We start from the raw sequence: 18354 nt of genomic DNA, 5'->3' as shown, positions 1-18354 counted from the left end.
TCCCTCCTCCAGCGACCCTCCCGGGGTTGGCGCCCGCTGCCCATCATCCAGCCCCCTCTCCCCTCGGGATTGACTCCCGGGCGGGTTTCGCGCATCATCTTGTTGATTTCGATAATCAAAATCAAAATCATCAAGAAGGAGACACGCGATGCTCGGTCAGGGATGCGGCAAGAGGGTGCTCGCGCGGGGGCCATGCGCCGAGGTGACGCGTTGCACCTGCGGTCACATCCACCTGGCGATGGGGCCGGTGACGATTCGTGTCGAAGAGGAAGTGCTGCGCGCCATCGGCATGACGCTGGCGGAGGCGGTGCACAACCTGGACGAGCCCGAGCGCCCGCACGCCGACGAGGCGGAGAGCGCACCGTCGATGCAGGCCCCGACGTTCGGCGGGTGGAAGCAGTGAGCGCCACCGGGACCTTGCGTCTGCCGCGCAACGAGCAGTCCGCGCGCGTGCGTCGACTGAGCGAGAGCGAGGCAGAGGCCCTCCAGCCCGTGGCCCCCACCTCCGCGCCCCTGTCCGTGCTGCTCACGGAAGGCACTGCCCGAGCGCACGAGCAGGCCGAGCGCTCCGTGTTCCTCCAGTCGCTCTTCGGCGGCTCGTGGGAAGGCATCTACGGCCAGTACGTCCGCGCCCAGCACTACGTCAGCTACCTGCGCCAGCTCCACATGCTCTACGCCACGTACGAGAGCGTGCTGCCCCGCGCCGCGCGCACGTCACTGACGCCCGTGCTGCTGATGCCGGAGCTGCGGCGCGCGGACGCGCTGGAGGCGGACCTGGCGTACTTCTGCGGCGAGACGCGCACGGAGACCTTCGCGTGCGTGGAGACGCGACTGCACGCCGAGCGCCTGCGCGAGGTCGCCGAGGACGCGCCGCACCTGCTCGTGGCGCACGTCTATGCGCGGTGCGTGCTGGACCTGTTCACCGCGCCGGAGCGCTCGCGCCTCGTCGCGAGCGCCTTCGAGCTCGAGGACTCCCGCGGCACGCTGTTCCACGGCTCCGCCACGCCCGACGAGCTGACGGCGCTGCGCTTGCGCCTGCACTCGCGCATCGACGGCCTGGAGCTGGAGGAGGACGAGGCGCGCGAAATCATCCAGGAGGCGCGCATGGCATTCCGACTCCAGGCGCTCGTGTGCGACGAGCTGGCCCGGGGCGCGACGGGAATCTCCCCGCCGTCGGGCGGCTACCGGGGCGGGTTCAGCGCCTCCCAGTAGTTGGGCAGCCCGCGCAGGTGGTTGCCGCCGTCCACGTCCAGGCTCTCGCCCGTCACCCAGCCGGAGTCCTCGGAGCACAGGAACTGCACCACCCGCGCCACCTCGTCCGCCAGCGCGTGCGCGCGGCCCAGGGGCGTTCGCGCCAACAGCTCGCGGTGCATCGTCGGCCCCTCGATGAAGGCCGCGGCCTGGGGCGTGTGGGTGGCGCCCGGCGCGACGACATTCACGCGGATGTTGTGACGCCCCAGCTCCAGCGCCGCCGCGCGTGAGAGCTGCGCGAGCGCCGCCTTGGACGCGCTGTAGTGCCCCAGCCCCTCCGACACCACCGTCTGACACAGCGACGAGACATTCACGACCGCGCCCGGTTGATTCCGGGCGATGAGCGCGCGGGCGAAGGTCTTCAAGCAGAGGAAGGGGCCCTTCAGGTTCACCGCGAACAGCCGGTCCAGTTCGTCCTCGGGCAGGTCCATCAGCAGCGACAGCGACACCGTGCCCGCGTTGTTCACCAGGATGCCGGGCAGCCCCAGCTCGCGCGTGGCGCGCTCGTGGGCGCGCTCGACGTCATCCACGCGACACACGTCTCCAGCGAAAGGGACGGCGCGCGCGCGACCCTCCGCCTCGCGGTTGAGACGCTCGGCCGCCTCCACCACCTTCGTCTCCGTGCGTCCGAAAACGAGCACGTGGGTGCCCTCGCGCATGAGCCGCGAGGCGACGGCCAGACCGATTCCCTGCGCACCACCCGTGACGATGGCGCATTGAGAGAGGAGCTTCACCGTTCTCACCCCCGAGTGTCTTGTCTCTCGGAAGCTAGCAATGGCTCCTCTGCGCGAGCATTGTACCGCGGGCCACTTGGCGTCGACTCAGGCCGCCTCGTCCTCGGAGAGCAGGTCCGCGAACGGCGAGGCGTCCTCACCCAGCGCCTTGTAGAGCGCCTCCACCTTCTCCAGCTCGCGCTTGAGCGCCTTGTGGTGATTGCGGTTCTTCACCAGGCTCTCGCGGCCCAACAGCTTGAAGCCGTCATCGCGCCCCACCTGCCGGATGGCCATGCCCAGCACCAGTCCCCGGAACGCGTCCGCCAGGTCCAGGTCCAGGGGCGCGTTGCGACGGCGCGCCTCCGCGACGAAGGCCTGCGCCGCCGCCTTCAGCGCGTCCGGCAGCGGCTTGCCGCCCGGCGCCTGCTCGTAGTCGAGCGCGCGCGCCACGTGCTTCTCGTGGAGCACCAGCTCGCCACCGGACACGGCGTGCTCCACCATGGCCAGCGTGTACGCACGGCGCACGATGTTGTCGAGCTGCCGCAGGTTGCCCGGCCACGCGCTGCCGACCAGCAGCCGCTCCGCGTCCGGCGTCACGCGCGCGCTGCCCTCGGGGGAGCGCTCGCGGTGGCGACGCTTCACCATGTACTGCGCCCAGAGCGGGATTTCGTCCTGGCGCTCCTGCAGCGCGGGCATGCGCACGGGCAGCACGTTGACGCGGTAGTAGAGGTCCTCGCGGAAGCGGCCCGCGCGCACCTCGGCGTGCAGGTCCGCGTTGGTGCCGATGATGAAGCGCACGTCCGCCTGACGCTCACCGGTGCCCTCGCCCAGCGGGCGGTAGCTGCGCGACTCCAAGAGGTGCAGCAGGCCCGCCTGCGCCTTGAGCGACAGCTTGTCGATTTCGTCGATGAACAGCGTGCCGCCGTCCGCGCGCGCCACGCTGCCGGGCGCGTCGCGCACCGCGCCCGTGAAGGCGCCCTTCTTCCAACCGAAGAGCTCCGCCATCTGGAGGTCCTCGGGCACCGTCACCAGGTCCAACGTCTCGAAGGGCTTGCCCCGACGGTTGGAGCGCTCGTGGCACCAGCGCGCCAGACGGGACTTGCCCGCGCCCGTCGCGCCGCTGATGAGGATGGTCTCGTCCTGCAGCGCGAACACCCGCAGGATGGGCAACAGCTCCGCCATGGAGCGCCCCACCACCGGCAGGTACTCGTCCACCTCCGGGGTCGCCACCGGGCGCTGCGGCAGGCCGGCCAGGTACGGCGCCGCCACGTCCGCCAACAGCTGGAGCCGCTCGCCCGACTCGCGCCAGACGAACTCCTGCCCCATGGCGGCCAGACAGTCCGCCTCCAGGGAGATCATCCCCTCGATGCTGCCGCCCGGCGTGCGCAGGGGCAGCACGCACACGTGCGTGGCGTGGCGGCCCAGGAAGCGCTGACGGCTCTCGTTGCTGTGGAACCCCGCGAGCCCAGGGTCGCCCGTCACCGGGGCGTCCGGCGCGTGCGGCTGCACCGTGCCCACGTTGACGTCGATGGACACCGCGCAGCGATGCTCCACCACCGCCCGCCACGCCGTCGCCGACGTGAAGAAGGGCGTCCCCACACTCGCATCCGTAATCTCAGTAGCGCCCACATCCAGCGCGGCCAGGCGCCGATAGGCCTCCCCCGGGCGCAGGTGGACGATTCCGCGAAGCACGCGGGCTCGGGCTGCGTACCGACTGGACGCAACGGCGCCCTGCGCCACGGCCAACATGTGCTTGAGGGTGGTGGTCGCAGCGGTCTCGAAATCCTTCGCCCCCCGCAGCGCGCTCATGAGCTGCGGCATCTCCTCGTGCATCCACTCGCCTCCGTCCGGTGCCATCCGAGAGTACCCGCCAAGGGCCGCATCGGAGGGGAGGCAGTGTAGCGGAGATGAAGAACGCGGAAGGAGCGGCCCCTCCTTCCGCGTTCCCGAACCTCGCTGACGGCTGGGCACCCGGTTTCCCGTGGCGCCGCGTCGGAATCCCATGCGTGATTCATGCCAGACACGCATTTCACGTCTTTTCAGGGGTTTGGCTCCGAAAGGGGCCTCCAGAGGCCCGAATCCGCGTCCAACTGGTACGCAGCCGCGTCCCAACGCGACGCAGATGGGACGTGTGAGGGGGGCTCGCTATGCTTGACGCCCCTTATGACGGATTTTTCTCGGCTTCCCACGCTGCCTGGGGTGGGGGCGACCATTGGTCCGTACGAGCTGCTCGAGGTGCTCGGGCAGGGGGGCATGGGCGTCGTCTACCGGGGGCAGCATCCGGAGACGGGCGAGGCGGTGGCGGTGAAGACGGTGCGCGCGGCCTCGGAGGTTCCGCTGGCCAGCATCCGTCGGGAAATCCATGCGTTGCGCCGGCTCCGGCATCCGGGCGTGGTGCGAATCGTCGCGGAGGGCGTGACGCGGGGGCTGCCCTGGTACGCCATGGAGCTGCTCCGGGGACAGACGCTGCGGCTGGCCACGCCCGCGCCGGGGACGGGAGCGCTGGACGGCGAGCGGCTGAAGACAACGCTCAACCTGACCCGGCGGCTGTGCTCGGCGCTGGCGTTCCTGCACGGCAACGGGCTGGTGCACCGGGATCTCAAACCGGACAACGTCTTCCTGCGTCCGGATGGGACGCCGGTGCTGGTGGACTTCGGCATCGCCGCGCGCTTCGGCGGCTCACGGGGGCGCGAGACGCTGGACGTGAGCGGCGTGGTGGTGGGCAGCGACACGTACATGGCGCCGGAGCAGCTCCGGGGCGACTACGTGGACGCGCGGGCGGACCTCTACGCCCTGGGCTGCATCCTCTATGAGCAGCTCACGGGACGGCCGCCCTTCGTCCCCGGCCGAGAGGGGCCGCTGCCCCATCAGCACCTGCACCTGACGCCCGTGCCGCCGGGCCTGCGCGTGGAGGGCGTGCCCGCGGCGCTGGACGCGTTGGTGTTGCGGCTGCTCGCCAAGCGCCCCCAGGAGCGGCCCGGGTACGCGGAGGACGTGTCGTCCGCGCTCGAGGCCCTGGGCGCGGAGCCTGGTGAGGAGGGCGCCGCCGCGGCGCCCCGGACGCCGGCCTATCTGTATCGGCCGGACCTGTCGGGACGCGGTGGTGAGCTGGGCCGGCTGCTGGCGGCGCTCGACGCGGCGTCGCGCGGACAGGGCGGCCGGGTCTTCCTCGGCGGAGAGAGCGGCGCGGGCAAGACGCGGCTGGCGCTGGAGCTGGCGGCGGAGGCGGGCTGGCGGCGCATGGCGGTGGTGACGGGCGAGTGCGTGGCCATGGGCGAGGGCGGCACGGATCTACACGCCGCGCCCCTCCAACCCCTGCGTCCGCTGCTGCTCGCGGTGGCGGACCGCTGCAACGAGCGCGGCGCGGCCGAGTCGGCGCGGCTGCTCGGCCCACGGGGCCGCGTGCTCGAGGCGTACGAGCCGTCCTTGTCGCAGCTGCCCGGTCAGCGCGAGCTGCCCGAGCCCCCTGCCCTGCCCGCGCAGGAGGCGCGCCTGCGCGTGTTGTCGGCGCTGCGCGACACGCTGTGCGCGCTGGCGGAGGCGCAGCCGCTGCTGCTGGTGCTGGATGACTTGCAGTGGGCGGACGAGCTGACGCTGAGCTTCCTGTTGGAGCTGGACGCGCGGCACCTGGCGAAGCGGCCGGTGTTGCTCGTGGGCACCTACCGGATGGACCAGATGGGGCAGGCCCTGCGCGAGGTGGTGGGCGCGTCCGACGCGGTGCGAGTCGAGGTGGGCCGGCTGGACGCGAGGAGCGCGGGGCAGATGGTGCGCGGCATGCTCGCGCTGCGCGAGGTGCCCGAGCCCTTCGTCGACGCGCTGGTGCACGAGACGAGCGGCAACCCCTTCTTCATCGCGGAGTACCTGCGCGCCGCCATCGACGCGGGCCTCCTCTTCCGCGCGCCGTCCGGCGAGTGGCTCTTCGAGGCGCAAGGCAGCGCCCGCGGCCGGCCCCTGCCCCTGCCCGGCAGCATCGCCGAGCTCATCGAGCGGCGCCTGTCGGACCTGGGCGAGCACGGGCGCGCGCTGGCGGAGGTCGCCTCGGTGCTGGGGCGAGAGCTGGATGAAGAGCTGCTGCTGTCCGCCGCCGCGCTGCCGGAGGGCGCGAGCGCGGAGGCCGTGGAGGAGCTGCGGCGTCGGCAGGTGCTGGAGGAGTCCGAAGGAGGCCGGCTGCGCTTCGTGCACGACAAGCTGCGCGAGGTGGCCTACGCGCGCATCGCCGACACGCGACGACGCGTGCTGCACCATCGCTGCGCGGAGCGACTGGAGACGCAAGGCGCGACTTCACCCTCGGGCCTGACGCCGCTGGCCGCGGGGCTCGCCCACCACTGGTCCCGCGCGGGAGTGCCCGAGCGGGCCAGCGGCTGGTTCGCGCGGGCGGCGGACGCGGCGCGCGCGGCGTATGCCAATGGTGACGCCATCTCCTTCTACGAGTCCGCGCTGCGCGAGGCCGCGGCGTCCTCGGGGAACGCGCATGCGTCCGGCCCGGACGCGCCCCAGGTGGCGCTGGATGTCGTCTGGGAATCGCTGGGTGAGGTGCTCGCGCTGACCGGACGACAGCAGGCCGCGCGTCAGGCCTTCCTCCACGCCCTGGCACGGATTGAGCAGACCCAGCGTGTCCGTCGCGCCAATGTGTTGCGGAAGGTGGGCAAGTCCTTGCAGACGCACCATCAGAACGAGGAAGCGCTGCGGGTGTATGCCCAGGCCCAGGCCGAGCTGGGTCCCATGCCCGACAGCGTCTCCTCCTTGCCCGGGCAGGTGGAGGCCGCGTGGTGGCACGAGTGGGTGCAGCTGCAGGGTGAGCGCATCACCGTGCACTACTGGCTGGCCCAGCTCGACGAGATGCGGGCCCTGGTGGAGGGAGTGCGTCCGGTGATGCGGGCCCACGGCACGCCGCTGCAGCGCGCGCGGTTCTTCAACTCGCTGGTGCAGATGCAACTGCGCAGCGAACGCTATCGAGCATCGACAGAGACCGTGGCCCACGCCCGGGCCTACGCGGAAGCGGCGCTGGAGTCCGAGGGGGAAGCGGAGCACGCGGGGGCCCGGTGCGTGGTCGCCATGGTGTTGCTCTTCCATGGCGCGCTGGATGAGGCACAGAGCTGGATGGAGGAGTCCCTGCGCGGAGCCGAGCGGCAGGGGGACGTGACGTTGCAGACGCGCTGCCTCACCTACCTCACCGTCATCCTCCGCTTGAGGGAGCGGGTGGCGGAGGCGAGCGAGGCGACGGAGCGCACGCTGGAGCTGGCGACTCGCTCCGGCATGTCGGACTACCTGGGCGCGGCGCACGCCACCCGGGCCTGGGTGGCCTCGCGCGCTCAGGACCTCGTCTCGGCGAGACAGGCCGCCACGGAGTCGCTGCGGCTGTGGCAGGCGCTCTCGCTCGTGTACCCCTTCCAATGGCTCGCGCGCTGGCCCCTGCTCGCCGTGGAGCTCTCGGAAGGGGCGCTGCCCCAGGCGTTGGAGCAGGCCCGGGCGATGCTCGAGGCCCACCAGCAGCGGCAGCCGGACGTGCTCACGCAGGGATTGACGCAGGCGTTGGCGCTGGCGGACGCGGGCCGGGAGGAGGAAGCGCGGAGCGCGCTCCTCCAGGCCTGTGAGTCGGCCCGGCGGCTCTGCTATCTGTAACTGGATTGACCGCAGGTGCTTCCTTCCACCCGCCAGGGCCTCGGGGCCCGTGGCCTTGTCTCCGAGGTGCGCATGGCAGGCCCGTATGTGTATTTCTTCTTCAAGCCCGAGCGCGTCACGCTGCTGGAGGGCTTCTCCACCCAGGTCACCGTGTGGGGCGTCCCGTCGCGCAGTCCCAACCTGCCCGAGAACGTGACCAGCAAGATGAACTTCCGCATCGAGGGCAGCGACGGCTCCATCGGCCTCTCCCAGCCGGCGCCGGACGTCCTCGAGATTTCCGGACTGGATGACAACATCAAGCCCGCCACCGTCATCGCCGCGCCCAAGAACAACGACACCGAGTTCCCCCGCATCGAGGCCCGCCTGGAGTGCTCGGTGGACCAGTCGGATTTGCTCATCTACGCGCCGGACGGGAACATCTACTGGCTCAAGCCCGAGGAGTGGCAGAAGGCCCAGAAGCTGTCCCCCAAGGACAAGAGCCTGACGGGAGATCTGGAAACGCTCCTGAAGAACGAGACGGTGGTCGCCAACCTCCCGGTGCCCGCCTACGTCGCGGCGCCCACGAGCACGGCGGCCGAGAACCTGTCCGACGCCGCCGAGCCCATCACCTGCTTCCTGCTCAACCTCAACAGCATCCTCTTGAGCTACAGCCCGGGCGCGAACCTGAAGGCCGGCGAGCAGGGCCCCGTCTACCGCAATCCCGACCCCCAGCCTTGATGCGCCCTTTCACCTTCGACACCAGCAGCGCGTCCCCCGGGACGTCCAAGCAGTTCCGCCAGGGGACCCACCGGGTGATGACACCCGAGCAGACGCTGGAGCGCGTGCAACGGTTCATGCCCGTCATGGGCATCACCCGCGTCGCCAACGTCACGGGGTTGGACACGATTGGCCTCCCGGTGGTGATGGTGACGCGGCCCAACGCGCGCTCGCTGGCGGTGTCGCAGGGAAAGGGCACGAGCCTCGCCGCGGCGAAGGCGTCCGGGCTGATGGAGTCGGTGGAGGCGTACCACGCCGAGCACGTCACCCTGCCCCTGAAGCTGGCCACGTACAACGAGCTGCGCTTCCGCGCGCCCGTGGTCGACGTGGACAGGCTGCCTCGCCTGTCGGTGAGCCTGTTCCATCCCAACTGGCGCACGCTCTGGGTGGAGGGCGTGGACCTGCTGGGTTCGGGCCCGCTGTGGCTGCCCTTCGACCTGGTGCACACGGACTTCACGCTGCCGCTGCCCACGGGGAGCGGCGCGTTCCTCATGAGCAGCAATGGGCTGGCCTCCGGCAACCACGTGCTCGAGGCGATGCTGCATGGGCTGTGTGAAGTGGTGGAGCGCGACGCGACGGCGCTCTGGCAGGTGCGTGGCGAGCAGGCGCAGGCCGGCACGCGACTGAAACTCGACTCGGTGGACGACGCCGGATGTCGCCACGTGCTGGACCTCTACGAGCGCGCGGGCATGGCCGTGGGCGTCTGGGAGACGACGAGCGACATCGGAGTGCCCTCGTTCAGCTGTTACATCGTCGACCGGGAGCCCGAGCCGCTGCGCCCCGTCGCGGTGGCGGGTGGCATGGGCTGTCATCCCTCGCGAGCGGTGGCCCTGCTGCGCGCCCTGACGGAGGCCGCGCAGAGTCGACTCACGCGCATCAGCGGGGCACGAGATGACCTGCACCGCAAGGCATACGAGGCCGCGCGCGAGGGCGTGACGGCGGAGCGACTGCGCAAGCGGCTGGCCGAGGAGCCCGCGGTGCGGGAGTTCCAACAAGCGCCCCATCACGACGCGGACACGTTCGAGGAGGACCTCGCGTGGGTGCTCGCGAAGGTGCGCTCGGTGGGCGCAAGCCAGGTGGTGGCGGTGGACCTGACGAAGCCGGAGCTGGGGCTGCCCGTCGTGCGGGTGGTGGTGCCGGGACTGGAGACGACGCACGAGGCGCCCGGATATCAGCCAGGCCCAAGGGCACGGCAGATGATGCGCGGAGACGCGCGATGAAGGTCTTCATCTTCACCGGCCCCACGCTGCGCGCCGAGGAGGCGAAGCTGGAGCTCGACGCGGTGTACCTGCCTCCCGCTCAGCAGGGCGATGTCTACCGCGCGGCGTGCGAGAAGCCGGTGGCCCTGGGCATCATCGACGGGTTCTTCGAGCACGTGCCGGCGGTCTGGCACAAGGAGCTCCTCTGGGCGATGTCAGAGGGCATCCACGTCTTCGGGGCCTCGAGCATGGGGGCGCTGCGGGCCGCGGAGCTGGCCACCTTCGGAATGGAGGGCGTGGGCTCCGTCTTCGAGGACTTCCGTCAAGGCGTGCTGGAGGACGATGACGAGGTCGCGGTGGCGCACGCGAGCGCCGAGCATGATTGGCGCCCCTTGTCCGAGGCGATGGTCAACATCCGCGCCACGCTCGCGGCGGCGCAGGCAGCGGGTGCGGTGAGCGAGCCTGTTCGCGCCTCGCTCGAGCAGCGCGCCAAGGCGCTCTTCTACGTGGAGCGCGCGTGGCCGAAGCTGCTGTCCGGATTTCCCCGCGCGGAAGTGGAGGCGCTGGAGGCCTGGCTGCCGAAGGGGCGCGTGGATGTGAAGCGCGCGGACGCGGTGGCGATGCTGCGCATGATTCGCGCGCGCGTGGAGGCGGGCCTTTCGCCCAAGGAGACCCGCTTCCCCTTCCAGCACACGGATGCGTGGGAGGAGGCGCGACGGCGCGCTGCGCGGCAGCCGCTTCGACAGACGGCACGCGCCTCGGATGGCGTGGGAATCGAGGCGCTCCTCGATGAGCTTCGCCTGCGCGGAGAGCTGAAGGACGCGCGACGGGCGAGCATGGCGCGAGCGCTCGCGGTGGAGGAGGCAAGACGGCTGGGGCGCGTCCCGGATGCAGGGGAGCTGCACGCGACGAAGGAGGCGCTGAGCCACGAGCGGCACCTCACGCCGGAGTCCTTCGAGCGGTGGAAGACGGAGCAGCACGTGGACGACGTCGCCCGCCTGCTGCGGGACGAGTCCCATGTGCGCTGGGTGGAGGCGCTCATGGAGCCGGATGTCTTGCGGCACCTCGCCGACCACCTGCGACTGACGGGCGAGTACGCCACCCTGCTGGAACGCGCGCGCGACAAGGAGCAGGTGCTCGACGCGGCGGGGCTTTCACTGCCCAAGCTGGAGGACGCGGGCATCACCGAGGGCGCGCTGTGGGCCTGGTACTTCGAGGAGAACCAGGGGCGCATGGTGCCCGCGCAGTTGGAGCAGGCCGCGCGCGACGAGGGCTTCGCCGACGTGGCCTCCATGCGCAGGGCCGCGCTGCGTGAGCTTTGCTACGTCCTCACGAAGGCGGGCGCCGCGGCCTGAGAGGGATTGGACCTCCCCCCGCAAATTTTGCATGACCGGGTTCACCCAAAGCCCGTGCTAGACCCCGCGCGCGCTCGGCGGCGCGAGGGGTTTGACACAGGGGGAACATCCGATGGACGCACCCGAGGAGCAGCGCGAACCACGCAGGCCCGACTTCCTCAAACAGTGGGGGCAGATGCTGGTGGGGACCCCCATCGTCGCCATCCTGCTCATCGCCTGGCAGGACCCGCTCGTCGTCTTCGGCCACGAGCTGGCTCCTCCAGTGAAGAGCGTCCTGAGCCTCCTGCTGGTCGTCCTGGTGGCGGTGGCCTGTACCGAGGTCATCCTGCGCCTCATCGCGGTGTGGCGCGACAACCGCGCGGACGAGAATCTCACCATGATGGTCCGAGTGCTTGCATCGAAGTACTCGATGGAGGGCGCGGACCCGGAGAGGCCCATGGCCATCTGCGTCCTCGAACACCTGAAAGCGCATCACGACTTCGGCACGGTGGAATGCCCCGATTGCGGCGGGGAGGGGTGCAAGCACTGTGGCCTCACAGGGGTCCATCTCGATTACACCGAGGGCCCCTGCGGCACCGACTGCCCCCTCCGCCCCGTCGTCCCCTCCTGACGCGCTCCGTCGCCGGCTACTTCCGCGGAGCGCTCGCCCGACGCGCGACCTTCTTCCGCGCATCCATCGAGGGCTTCTTCACCTCCACCACCGAGCCCTCCGAGGGCACCGGCTGCAGGACGAAGACCCGGTCCAACCGTCGACTGCCGCGCTCGACGGGCGCGCTCAGGTCGTAGTCGAAGTCATACGCCGCCACCACGCGCAGGCCCGCGTTGCGGAACAACCGGTTCGCCTGCGCCGCGTCGTACGTCCGGAAGAACCAGGTCGTCTCGATGAGCCAGTCCTTCCCCGGCCCGGTGATGCGCAGCCGGTTGCGCATGGGCGAGCGGCGGGCGCGCCGGTCCGGCAGGCCCTCGTGCGTGTTGCAGACGACCTTGTCCTTGCCCACCTTCCCCAGCCAGCGCTCGTGCTCGGCCGTGTTCCGCGCGTAGTCGGTGAGGTGGAAGCCCAGCACGTAGAGCCCCTGGGGCTTGAGCAGCCGCCGCGTCCCCTTCAGGTGCGCCAGCGCCGCCGCCTCGCTGTCCAGGTAGCGGAAGGTGGAGACCAGGTTGTGGGCGACGTCCACCTTGCCCTCCAGCGAGGGCTCGAAGAACTCCTCCATGCGCGACACGGAGAGCTTCACCTGACGGCGGCGCGCGGGCGTCAGCCGCTTGCGCGCATGCGCGAGCATCGCCTCCGAGATGTCGTAACCGGTGACCTTCAGTCCCCGGCTCGTGGCCTCGGCCACCAGGCGACCGGCGCCGCACGCGGGCTCCAGCCACTGCTTGCCCCCCGTGCCGTGCCGTTCGCTCAGCGCCTGGAGGAAGTCCACCTCACGCACGGTGTCGGTGCCGAAGATGGCTTCGTAATACTCGGGGTGCTCGTACCAGTCAGTGCGTTTTTCCATGGGAGGCGTGCCCGCTCGGGCGCGCGCATCCTCCGGTCCTCCGGCTCGAAAGCCAAGTCAAAGCGTGCCTCGCCCTCACGCGGGCTCGTGCGTGGGTGACACCAGCGACGAGCGCTCCGACATCGCCTCGCGCAGGCGCCCCCCGAACATCCGGCGCAGGAGCACCATGCCCAGCGGCAGCGGCAGCCACAGCGTGTACCCGCGCAGCAACATCACCGCGGTGAGCCCCACCTCCACCGGCACGCCCAGCGACGACAGCGTCCCCACCGCGGTGGCCTCGAACGTGCCCACGCCTCCGGGGATGATGCTCAGGGTCATCACCAGCGTCGCCAGCATGAACGCGGCGAACACGGCGGCGAAGTCCACCGGGTGCCCCACCGCCTGGAACATGCACGACAAGGTGAGCGCATCCAGCGCGAAGGTCGCGAGCTGGAACGCGCTCGCTCGGACCAACAGCCATGTGTCCCGCACCAGCGCGGGCGACACCTGGGAGATGGACTCGAGCAGCGAGGTGAGCCCCGGGATGCGACGTGCCCAGCGCGGCGGCTGCCACCCACCATGCCGCGTCAGCCAGAGGATGCCGAACGGCACCGCGCACGCGAGCACCGCGAAGGCCGTGGCCAGTCCGAGGAGGGCCGCGTGCAACGACGCGCGATACCAGAGGATGAAGATGGACACCGCCACGGCCACCGCGTGCGCCAGGTAGAAGGACACCATGTCGACCAGCAGCGCGCCCGTGGCCACCCGGGGCGGCGCGCCCTCCCGCTGCAGCCCCTTCATCACCACCACCGAGCCGCCGATGCCCGCGGTGGGCACGAGCTGGTCGAACGAGAGCTTCATCAAGGCCAGGCTCGCGGTGCGCAGCCAGGGCGCCTTCACGCCCTCCACCTCCAGCACCACCCGCCAGCATCCCGCCATCGTCAGGTACGAGAGGAACTGGAGCGCCACGCCCACCAGCAGCCACTCCGGCCTCGCGCGCTGGAGCATCTGGGCGAACTGCTTCTCCTCCCCGAAGCGCAGCACCACGAACACCGTGAAGGCGACCAGCAGCACCACGCCCGGCAACCAGCCCCACACGTTGTGTCGGCGAGAGGCGGGCTCCGACGGGGCGCGCGCGGAGCCGTCACCCGACATGGAGGCGTCCTCGTGCATGCGCGCGCACCAGCCCGCCCTAGTGAGCGGAGGCCTCCGTCGCGTCTTCCCGACGGGCCTCCGCGGCCGTCAGCAGCCGCGCGGCCATGCGCATGAAGTCGGCCTCGGTGATGATGCCCACCAGCCTGCGCTCGCGGTCCACCACGGGCAGACAGCCGAAGCGATGGTCCAGGAGCTTGTAGATGGCCTCTCGCACCGGCAGGTCCGGCCGCACCATCTCCACATCCCGTGACATGAGCCGGGTGACGGAGATGGGCTCGTGGCCGGCAGCCGCGAGCTGCCGCGACAGCGCGCGGAGCAGGTCGCGATGGCTCACCATCCCCACCAGCCGGCCGTCGCGCACCACGGGCAGGTGGCGGATGTGATGGAGCTTCAACAGGTCGTCCACTCGGACCAGGTCATCGGTCTCGTCCAGCGTGACGACATCCCGGGTCATCAGGTCGCCCACGGTGAGCATGACGCGTCCGCCTCCCCGTCGGTCCACGAGCTGCCGCACACCTCGCGTTTCTCGGGCCGACTATTCCCGAGGGTGCACCCTCGCCCCCGTTCGCGCAGCGACAGGGCGGACAGACGGGCAAGGGGCCGGCGCTGTCTCACCCTCGGGCCCGACGCTCGAAACCGGAAGTGTCAACCACGAGCGCCCGGCAGGTTGCTCACCTGGCGCTCCCGCGGCTTCCACACCGGCGACGGACATCACACCTCCGTCGCGTGGCGCCCAAGGCCTCCTGCTTGAATTCACATCCACCCTGGCGCGTCACCAGGACAGTGGAACAGCGGCAAGGCCGCCTCTGCTGGAGACACCCGCAATGGCTCTCATCCTTCTCGTCGACGATGACTCCACCCTGCTCGAGATCTACACCGAGGCCCTCCGGGGTGAGGGCTGGGAGGTGGCCTCGGCCCGCGACGGCGAGATGGCCCTCGCGCTGGCGCAGGCGCTGCCCCCGGACCTCATCCTCACCGACGTGTCGATGCCGGGGATGAACGGCCTGGAGCTGTGCCGGCACCTGCGCGCCGACGAGACGCTGTGCCACGTCCCGCGCATCGTCCACAGCAGCATGGAGCGGCTCGCGAGCCTCTCGGGCGACGTCTTCCTGAGGAAGTCCGGGGACCTCACCGAGCTGCTCGCCTGCATCACCCGGTGCCTGTCGCGGGGCTCGCTCGCGCCCACCATGCCGGCGGCGGCGGCGTGAGCGGCCACTCCACCTCGAACACCCCCTCGAGCCTCCTCGACGACAGGGAGGCTCGAGGACCTCAGTGCGCCGGGTGGCCCACCAGCCGCGCCAGCGCGAACATGAGCGCCAGGCCCACGAAGAGCGCCAACACGTTGCGTCCCGGCTGGTCCTTGCCGTGGCGGTGCACGTGCGGCAGCAGGTCCGACACGGCGATGTACAGGAACGTGCCCGCGGAGAACGCGAGCGCCTTGGGCGCCATGCTCTCGAAGCGCAGCACCGCGTCGAAGCCGAGTAGATGAGCGCGCCCGCGGGCACCATCAGCCCGTACAGCGTGGAGAGCAGCAGGATGGAGCCCTTCGAGCGACCCTCCGTCTTCAGGATGGACGCGAGCGACAGCGCCGAGGGCACCTTGTGCGCGACAATCGCGATGAGCGCCATCAACCCCACGCCCTCCTCCACCGCCGAGCCCAGCGCGATTCCGTCGAACAGCGTGTGCGTGGACAGGCCGAGGAACGCGGTGAGCCCCAGCACCTGACCGGGCTCCGTGTGGCGGCCGTGGCCGGACATGTGGTCGCCGGGCAGGTCCTCCCCCGCATGCGCCACCAGGTAGCGCTCCAGCACCAACAAGAAGACGAAGCCCCCGGGCACCAGCGCGAAGGCCCACCAGCCTCCGCCCTCGTACGCCTCCGGGAGCATGTGGAAGAACGCCGCGCCCAACATCACGCCGGCGGCGAAGGCCAGGAAGCGGACCAACTGCGTCTGCTGCTGGTTCCACAGCACCACCAGCGCGCCCAACAGCGCGCCGATGACGACGATGAGTGAGTAGAGGGCCACCGTGGCCAGGACCGACATGGGGCGCGCACCCTACAACAAATCCGTCACGTCAGTAGTAGCGCCTCACCACCAACAGCCCGACCCGTCCCGGCTTCACGTCCACCGTGTGCTCCGACACCCTCCCGCCCCCCTCCACCCGCACCACGTGGCTCCCCGCCGACACCCGGAAGCGCGCCACCTGGAACTCCGCAGGCAGGGAAAGCCAGGAACGCAGGTCCGCCGCGTTGCCGGCGTTGAGGATGAGGAAGGCCAGCGCGCCCAGCTCCTCGCTCTTGGTCGCCGCGCCCACGCCCGCCGCCAGGCCCGCCTTCACGGCCACGCCGGCAATCTGCTTCGCCAGCATCCCGCCGATGCGCGTGTCCAGGTGCAGCCGCGCCACGTCCGCCATGGACGTCACCGTGACGGCGCGCACATGCTGCTCGCCCAGCGTCACGCCCACCTGCGGCGCGCTGCCCCGGTCCCGGTAGACGGGCACCTCGATGAGGTTGCCGCCGTTGACGTCGCGCGACGCGGGCTGCTTCTCCGGGGAGAGCCCCGCCTCCACGACGACGACGATCTGGGCCTCGTCCCGCGCCAGCGGAGGGTGCTCGACGCCCGGGTACTTCGCCTTCAGCTCCTCGTAGAGCTGGTCGCGTCCGGTGTACTTCGCCAGCCGGAGCAGCGGCTCCGCCAGCTCCCCCAGCCGGGGCTCCAGCTCGTACGCCTTCGCATAGTCGATGTAGGCCGCGTCCCAGTCGCGCTGGTCCTCGCGGATGACGCCGCCCAGGTAGCGGGCGATGGCGAGCTGCTGGTAGGGCTTCTTCTCCTCGACGACCATCTTCTGGAGGCGCTCGTTGACCTGGCGCACCTCCACCATGGCCGCCTCGTCGTCACCCAGCTCCGCGTAGTTGAGCGCCTGGACGACGGAGATCATCAGCTTCTCGAAGTCCTCGCCGCGGTAGGCGCGCTGGCGCTCGTTCGTCACCAGCGCCCCGGCCTCCTCGCTGACGGAGACGGCGTCGAGCTGCGCGCTGAGCTTCTCGGCCTGCTCCAGCACCGCGTTGCTCTCCGCCCACTTGCGGGCCGAGTGCAGCACCATCCCCTTGTCCAAGAGGATGAGCAGCGTGTCCTTCGCCGAGCCGTCCTTGGCCAGGGCCTCCAGTTCGGCCAGGGCGTCGTTGTAGCGCCCCGATTGATACGACTCACGGACGCCGCGCGTGCGGGACACGTAGTCCCCCGCGCAGCCGGACAACAGCAGCGCGCTCACCAGCGCGAGCGCGCCCCAACCACGGGGGCGCGCCGGAGGGTGGTGGAGAGGAATCATGAGCAGTCGAGCCTTCACCACGAGCCGGCGGCCACCGTCGACGGAGCTACCAGCTCACGCCGCGCTTCTCGAACTTCTTGCGGATCTGCTTCTCGTCCGTCCACTCGATGAGACCGGTGCGCACGTTGCTGAGCTTCGCGGTCATCTTGTAGTACACGAGCTTGTCGCGGCCGACCTCCTGGATGATGGAGGCCAGGTCGCCCGACATCAGGAAGTCCACGGACACCTGCTGCCCGGGGCCCTTCGCCGCGTTCGGATTCACGTAGCCGGACTGCTGGTACTCGTACTCCTCCGCGATGTCCTGGCGCGCGGCCTGGTCCACCATGGCGAAGCGGCCCGTCTGCGCGAGCGCCGTCTGGATCTTGTCCCCCAGGGAGCGCATGTCGATGTGCTCGGAGGTGCTGTTCTTCAGCTTGCCCACGAGGACGATGGGCAGCGAGCCGTCCGGCCGGGGCGTGGAGAAGCGCGGCGAGGAGGCCAGCGACTCCGCCATCTTCTTGGCGATGAGCTGCAGGTCGTTCTCGTTGAACTGGTCCGACAGCATCTCGATTTCGTTCGGGTCCTCGTACGTGCCACGCGTGAAGGCACGCGGGCCACCACACGCGGCGAGCGAGGCGACGAGGCTGGCGGACAAGAGCAGGCGATGAATCTTCATGGTGCGGTGACTCCTAGTTCCATTCGCATTCGAAGCGGCTGCCTTCGAAGTTCCACTTGTAGGCGAGCACCGCGTCGCGACGGTAGCCGGCCGTCAGGCGACACTGGCTCATCAGCGAGGCGCGCGGATAGTCGAAGGTGTACGTCTGCGCCTTCGAGCGCTCCTGCGCGTTGAGCTGGGAGGGATGGGTGAGCGTGGGGCTGGCGCTGGCGGCCACCATCACCGAGTGCTTGCCGTACGTCTTCAGGGGCACGCGGCCGGCCAGCTGCACCCGGCGCACGGTGCGCGCCACCAGGATGTCGCTGCGGTCCACGTTCATCTCGTGGCGGTTGCGGCGCTGCAGCAGCTCCGAGATGTTCGCCGTGAAGACGCGGGTGAGGTCCCCGTCCTCCACGAAGAAGTAGAGGAACGCCTCGCGCGCCACGCGGCTCTCCCCCGTGAAGTCCAGGGTGATGAGCAGCTCCAGCTCCCGGTTGGGCGTGATGCCGTGGCGCGACACCGCCGCCAGCACCTTCTTGTCCACGCCCGCCTTCTTCAGCTTGATGAGCCCGTCCGCGCTCGCGTCACACGCGCAGCGGCGCTCTTCAATCATCTTCACCAGGTCCGCCGGCTCGAAGCCCGCCTGGGACAGCTTGGTCAGCTCCTCGTCCGTCAGGGGCAGCTGGTCCGAGCGCTCGTAGATGCGCGGCAGGTTGTTCGGGTCCCACTGGATGATGTTGTAGGTCTGCACGTTCCCTTCGGGGAACGGCAGGGCGATTCGAGGGCTTCCATTCGCCGTGGACAGGCTGACGGGCGACTGGCTCGCCGCCAGCGCCAGGGTCGCCGCGAGGACTTGGGCAATCATGT

The 18354-nt window shown here is 70.4% G+C and carries 16 protein-coding genes and 1 pseudogene; 8 read left to right on the top strand and 9 right to left on the bottom strand.

Going from position 1 to position 18354, the window contains the following annotated elements; all coding sequences use genetic code 11:
* Positions 1-148: 148 nt before the first annotated feature.
* Both OWM54_RS31520 and OWM54_RS31515 read left to right on the top strand, forming a co-directional pair.
* Complete coding sequence (locus OWM54_RS31520) at positions 149-403, top strand: hypothetical protein (RefSeq protein WP_223748216.1); 255 nt, start codon at positions 149-151, stop codon at positions 401-403.
* Positions 400-1212 carry a heme oxygenase (biliverdin-producing) gene (locus OWM54_RS31515; protein WP_267699873.1) on the top strand — a complete coding sequence of 271 codons (813 nt, stop codon included), beginning with the start codon at positions 400-402 and terminating at the stop codon, positions 1210-1212. Before OWM54_RS31520 ends, OWM54_RS31515 begins: the two co-directional genes overlap by 4 nt.
* Here the strand turns inward: OWM54_RS31515 and OWM54_RS31510 are convergent.
* Positions 1182-1985, bottom strand: coding sequence for an SDR family NAD(P)-dependent oxidoreductase (locus OWM54_RS31510; RefSeq protein ID WP_141329268.1), 804 nt, complete (start codon positions 1983-1985; stop codon positions 1182-1184). The two genes, OWM54_RS31515 and OWM54_RS31510, sit on opposite strands and share 31 nt — an antisense overlap.
* Before the next feature lie 87 nt (positions 1986-2072).
* Positions 2073-3821, bottom strand: coding sequence for a sigma-54-dependent transcriptional regulator (locus OWM54_RS31505; RefSeq protein WP_324289156.1), 1749 nt, complete (start codon positions 3819-3821; stop codon positions 2073-2075).
* A 306-nt stretch (positions 3822-4127) separates the two neighbouring features.
* Here OWM54_RS31505 and OWM54_RS31500 point away from each other — a divergent pair, with 306 nt between their 5' ends.
* From OWM54_RS31500 to OWM54_RS31480, 5 genes are all read left to right on the top strand, one after another.
* Complete coding sequence (locus OWM54_RS31500; RefSeq protein WP_267699872.1) at positions 4128-7586, top strand: serine/threonine-protein kinase PknK; 3459 nt, start codon at positions 4128-4130, stop codon at positions 7584-7586.
* 72 nt (positions 7587-7658) lie between these two features.
* Positions 7659-8303 carry a hypothetical protein gene (locus tag OWM54_RS31495; protein WP_141329272.1) on the top strand — a complete coding sequence of 215 codons (645 nt, stop codon included), beginning with the start codon at positions 7659-7661 and terminating at the stop codon, positions 8301-8303.
* Positions 8303-9562 carry a YcaO-like family protein gene (locus tag OWM54_RS31490; protein ID WP_267699871.1) on the top strand — a complete coding sequence of 420 codons (1260 nt, stop codon included), beginning with the start codon at positions 8303-8305 and terminating at the stop codon, positions 9560-9562. The genes OWM54_RS31495 and OWM54_RS31490 overlap by 1 nt, the downstream gene beginning before the upstream one ends.
* Positions 9559-10896 carry a TfuA-like protein gene (locus OWM54_RS31485; protein ID WP_267699870.1) on the top strand — a complete coding sequence of 446 codons (1338 nt, stop codon included), beginning with the start codon at positions 9559-9561 and terminating at the stop codon, positions 10894-10896. Before OWM54_RS31490 ends, OWM54_RS31485 begins: the two co-directional genes overlap by 4 nt.
* 112 nt (positions 10897-11008) lie before the next feature.
* Positions 11009-11506, top strand: a complete 498-nt coding sequence (locus OWM54_RS31480) for a hypothetical protein (protein WP_223748211.1) — start codon at positions 11009-11011, stop codon at positions 11504-11506.
* A gap of 16 nt (positions 11507-11522) precedes the next feature.
* Here the strand turns inward: OWM54_RS31480 and OWM54_RS31475 are convergent, their stop codons facing one another.
* The 3 genes from OWM54_RS31475 to OWM54_RS31465 all read right to left on the bottom strand — a co-directional run bounded on the left by OWM54_RS31475 (position 11523) and on the right by OWM54_RS31465 (position 14001).
* Entirely contained in the window at positions 11523-12392 is an 870-nt protein-coding gene (locus tag OWM54_RS31475; protein ID WP_267699869.1) for a class I SAM-dependent methyltransferase, read from the bottom strand.
* A gap of 75 nt (positions 12393-12467) precedes the next feature.
* The gene (locus tag OWM54_RS31470; protein WP_267699868.1) at positions 12468-13544 is read right to left on the bottom strand and encodes a lysylphosphatidylglycerol synthase transmembrane domain-containing protein; all 1077 of its coding nucleotides are present in this window, start codon (positions 13542-13544) and stop codon (positions 12468-12470) included.
* A gap of 19 nt (positions 13545-13563) precedes the next feature.
* The gene (locus OWM54_RS31465; RefSeq protein ID WP_141329280.1) at positions 13564-14001 is read right to left on the bottom strand and encodes a CBS domain-containing protein; all 438 of its coding nucleotides are present in this window, start codon (positions 13999-14001) and stop codon (positions 13564-13566) included.
* 349 nt (positions 14002-14350) lie between these two features.
* On the opposite strand from OWM54_RS31465, the gene OWM54_RS31460 reads away from it, so the two are divergent.
* Positions 14351-14734, top strand: coding sequence for a response regulator (locus tag OWM54_RS31460; protein WP_223748208.1), 384 nt, complete (start codon positions 14351-14353; stop codon positions 14732-14734).
* Positions 14735-14795: 61 nt separating this feature from the next.
* Here OWM54_RS31460 and OWM54_RS31455 read toward each other — a convergent pair.
* The 4 genes and pseudogenes from OWM54_RS31455 to OWM54_RS31440 all read right to left on the bottom strand — a co-directional run bounded on the left by OWM54_RS31455 (position 14796) and on the right by OWM54_RS31440 (position 18352).
* Positions 14796-15568 (bottom strand): annotated as a pseudogene (locus OWM54_RS31455) (ZIP family metal transporter).
* 31 nt (positions 15569-15599) lie between these two features.
* Positions 15600-16853 carry a COG3014 family protein gene (locus tag OWM54_RS31450; protein WP_267699866.1) on the bottom strand — a complete coding sequence of 418 codons (1254 nt, stop codon included), beginning with the start codon at positions 16851-16853 and terminating at the stop codon, positions 15600-15602.
* A gap of 46 nt (positions 16854-16899) precedes the next feature.
* On the bottom strand, positions 16900-17508 hold the full coding sequence (gene lpoB / locus OWM54_RS31445) for a penicillin-binding protein activator LpoB (RefSeq protein ID WP_141332377.1): 609 nt from the start codon (positions 17506-17508) through the stop codon (positions 16900-16902).
* A gap of 13 nt (positions 17509-17521) precedes the next feature.
* Positions 17522-18352, bottom strand: coding sequence for a hypothetical protein (locus OWM54_RS31440; RefSeq protein ID WP_267699865.1), 831 nt, complete (start codon positions 18350-18352; stop codon positions 17522-17524).
* Positions 18353-18354 lie beyond the last annotated feature (2 nt).

It is taken from the genome of Myxococcus sp. MISCRS1 (assembly GCF_026626605.1).
Classification (GTDB): Bacteria; Myxococcota; Myxococcia; order Myxococcales; family Myxococcaceae; genus Myxococcus; species Myxococcus fulvus.
The sequence above is the reverse complement of the archived record's forward strand: the minus strand, read 5'-3'. Positions and strand labels throughout refer to the sequence as shown.

Coding starts and splice junctions, on each gene's coding strand:
- OWM54_RS31480 (WP_223748211.1), top strand. CDS start 11,009: ATGGACGCACCCGAGGAGCAGCGCGAACCACGCAGGCCCGACTTCCTC.
- OWM54_RS31485 (WP_267699870.1), top strand. CDS start 9,559: ATGAAGGTCTTCATCTTCACCGGCCCCACGCTGCGCGCCGAGGAGGCG.
- OWM54_RS31500 (WP_267699872.1), top strand. CDS start 4,128: ATGACGGATTTTTCTCGGCTTCCCACGCTGCCTGGGGTGGGGGCGACC.
- lpoB (WP_141332377.1), bottom strand. CDS start 17,508: ATGAAGATTCATCGCCTGCTCTTGTCCGCCAGCCTCGTCGCCTCGCTC.
- OWM54_RS31450 (WP_267699866.1), bottom strand. CDS start 16,853: ATGATTCCTCTCCACCACCCTCCGGCGCGCCCCCGTGGTTGGGGCGCG.
- OWM54_RS31475 (WP_267699869.1), bottom strand. CDS start 12,392: ATGGAAAAACGCACTGACTGGTACGAGCACCCCGAGTATTACGAAGCC.
- OWM54_RS31495 (WP_141329272.1), top strand. CDS start 7,659: ATGGCAGGCCCGTATGTGTATTTCTTCTTCAAGCCCGAGCGCGTCACG.
- OWM54_RS31440 (WP_267699865.1), bottom strand. CDS start 18,352: ATGATTGCCCAAGTCCTCGCGGCGACCCTGGCGCTGGCGGCGAGCCAG.
- OWM54_RS31460 (WP_223748208.1), top strand. CDS start 14,351: ATGGCTCTCATCCTTCTCGTCGACGATGACTCCACCCTGCTCGAGATC.
- OWM54_RS31490 (WP_267699871.1), top strand. CDS start 8,303: ATGCGCCCTTTCACCTTCGACACCAGCAGCGCGTCCCCCGGGACGTCC.
- OWM54_RS31520 (WP_223748216.1), top strand. CDS start 149: ATGCTCGGTCAGGGATGCGGCAAGAGGGTGCTCGCGCGGGGGCCATGC.
- OWM54_RS31505 (WP_324289156.1), bottom strand. CDS start 3,821: ATGGCACCGGACGGAGGCGAGTGGATGCACGAGGAGATGCCGCAGCTC.
- OWM54_RS31465 (WP_141329280.1), bottom strand. CDS start 14,001: ATGCTCACCGTGGGCGACCTGATGACCCGGGATGTCGTCACGCTGGAC.
- OWM54_RS31470 (WP_267699868.1), bottom strand. CDS start 13,544: ATGCACGAGGACGCCTCCATGTCGGGTGACGGCTCCGCGCGCGCCCCG.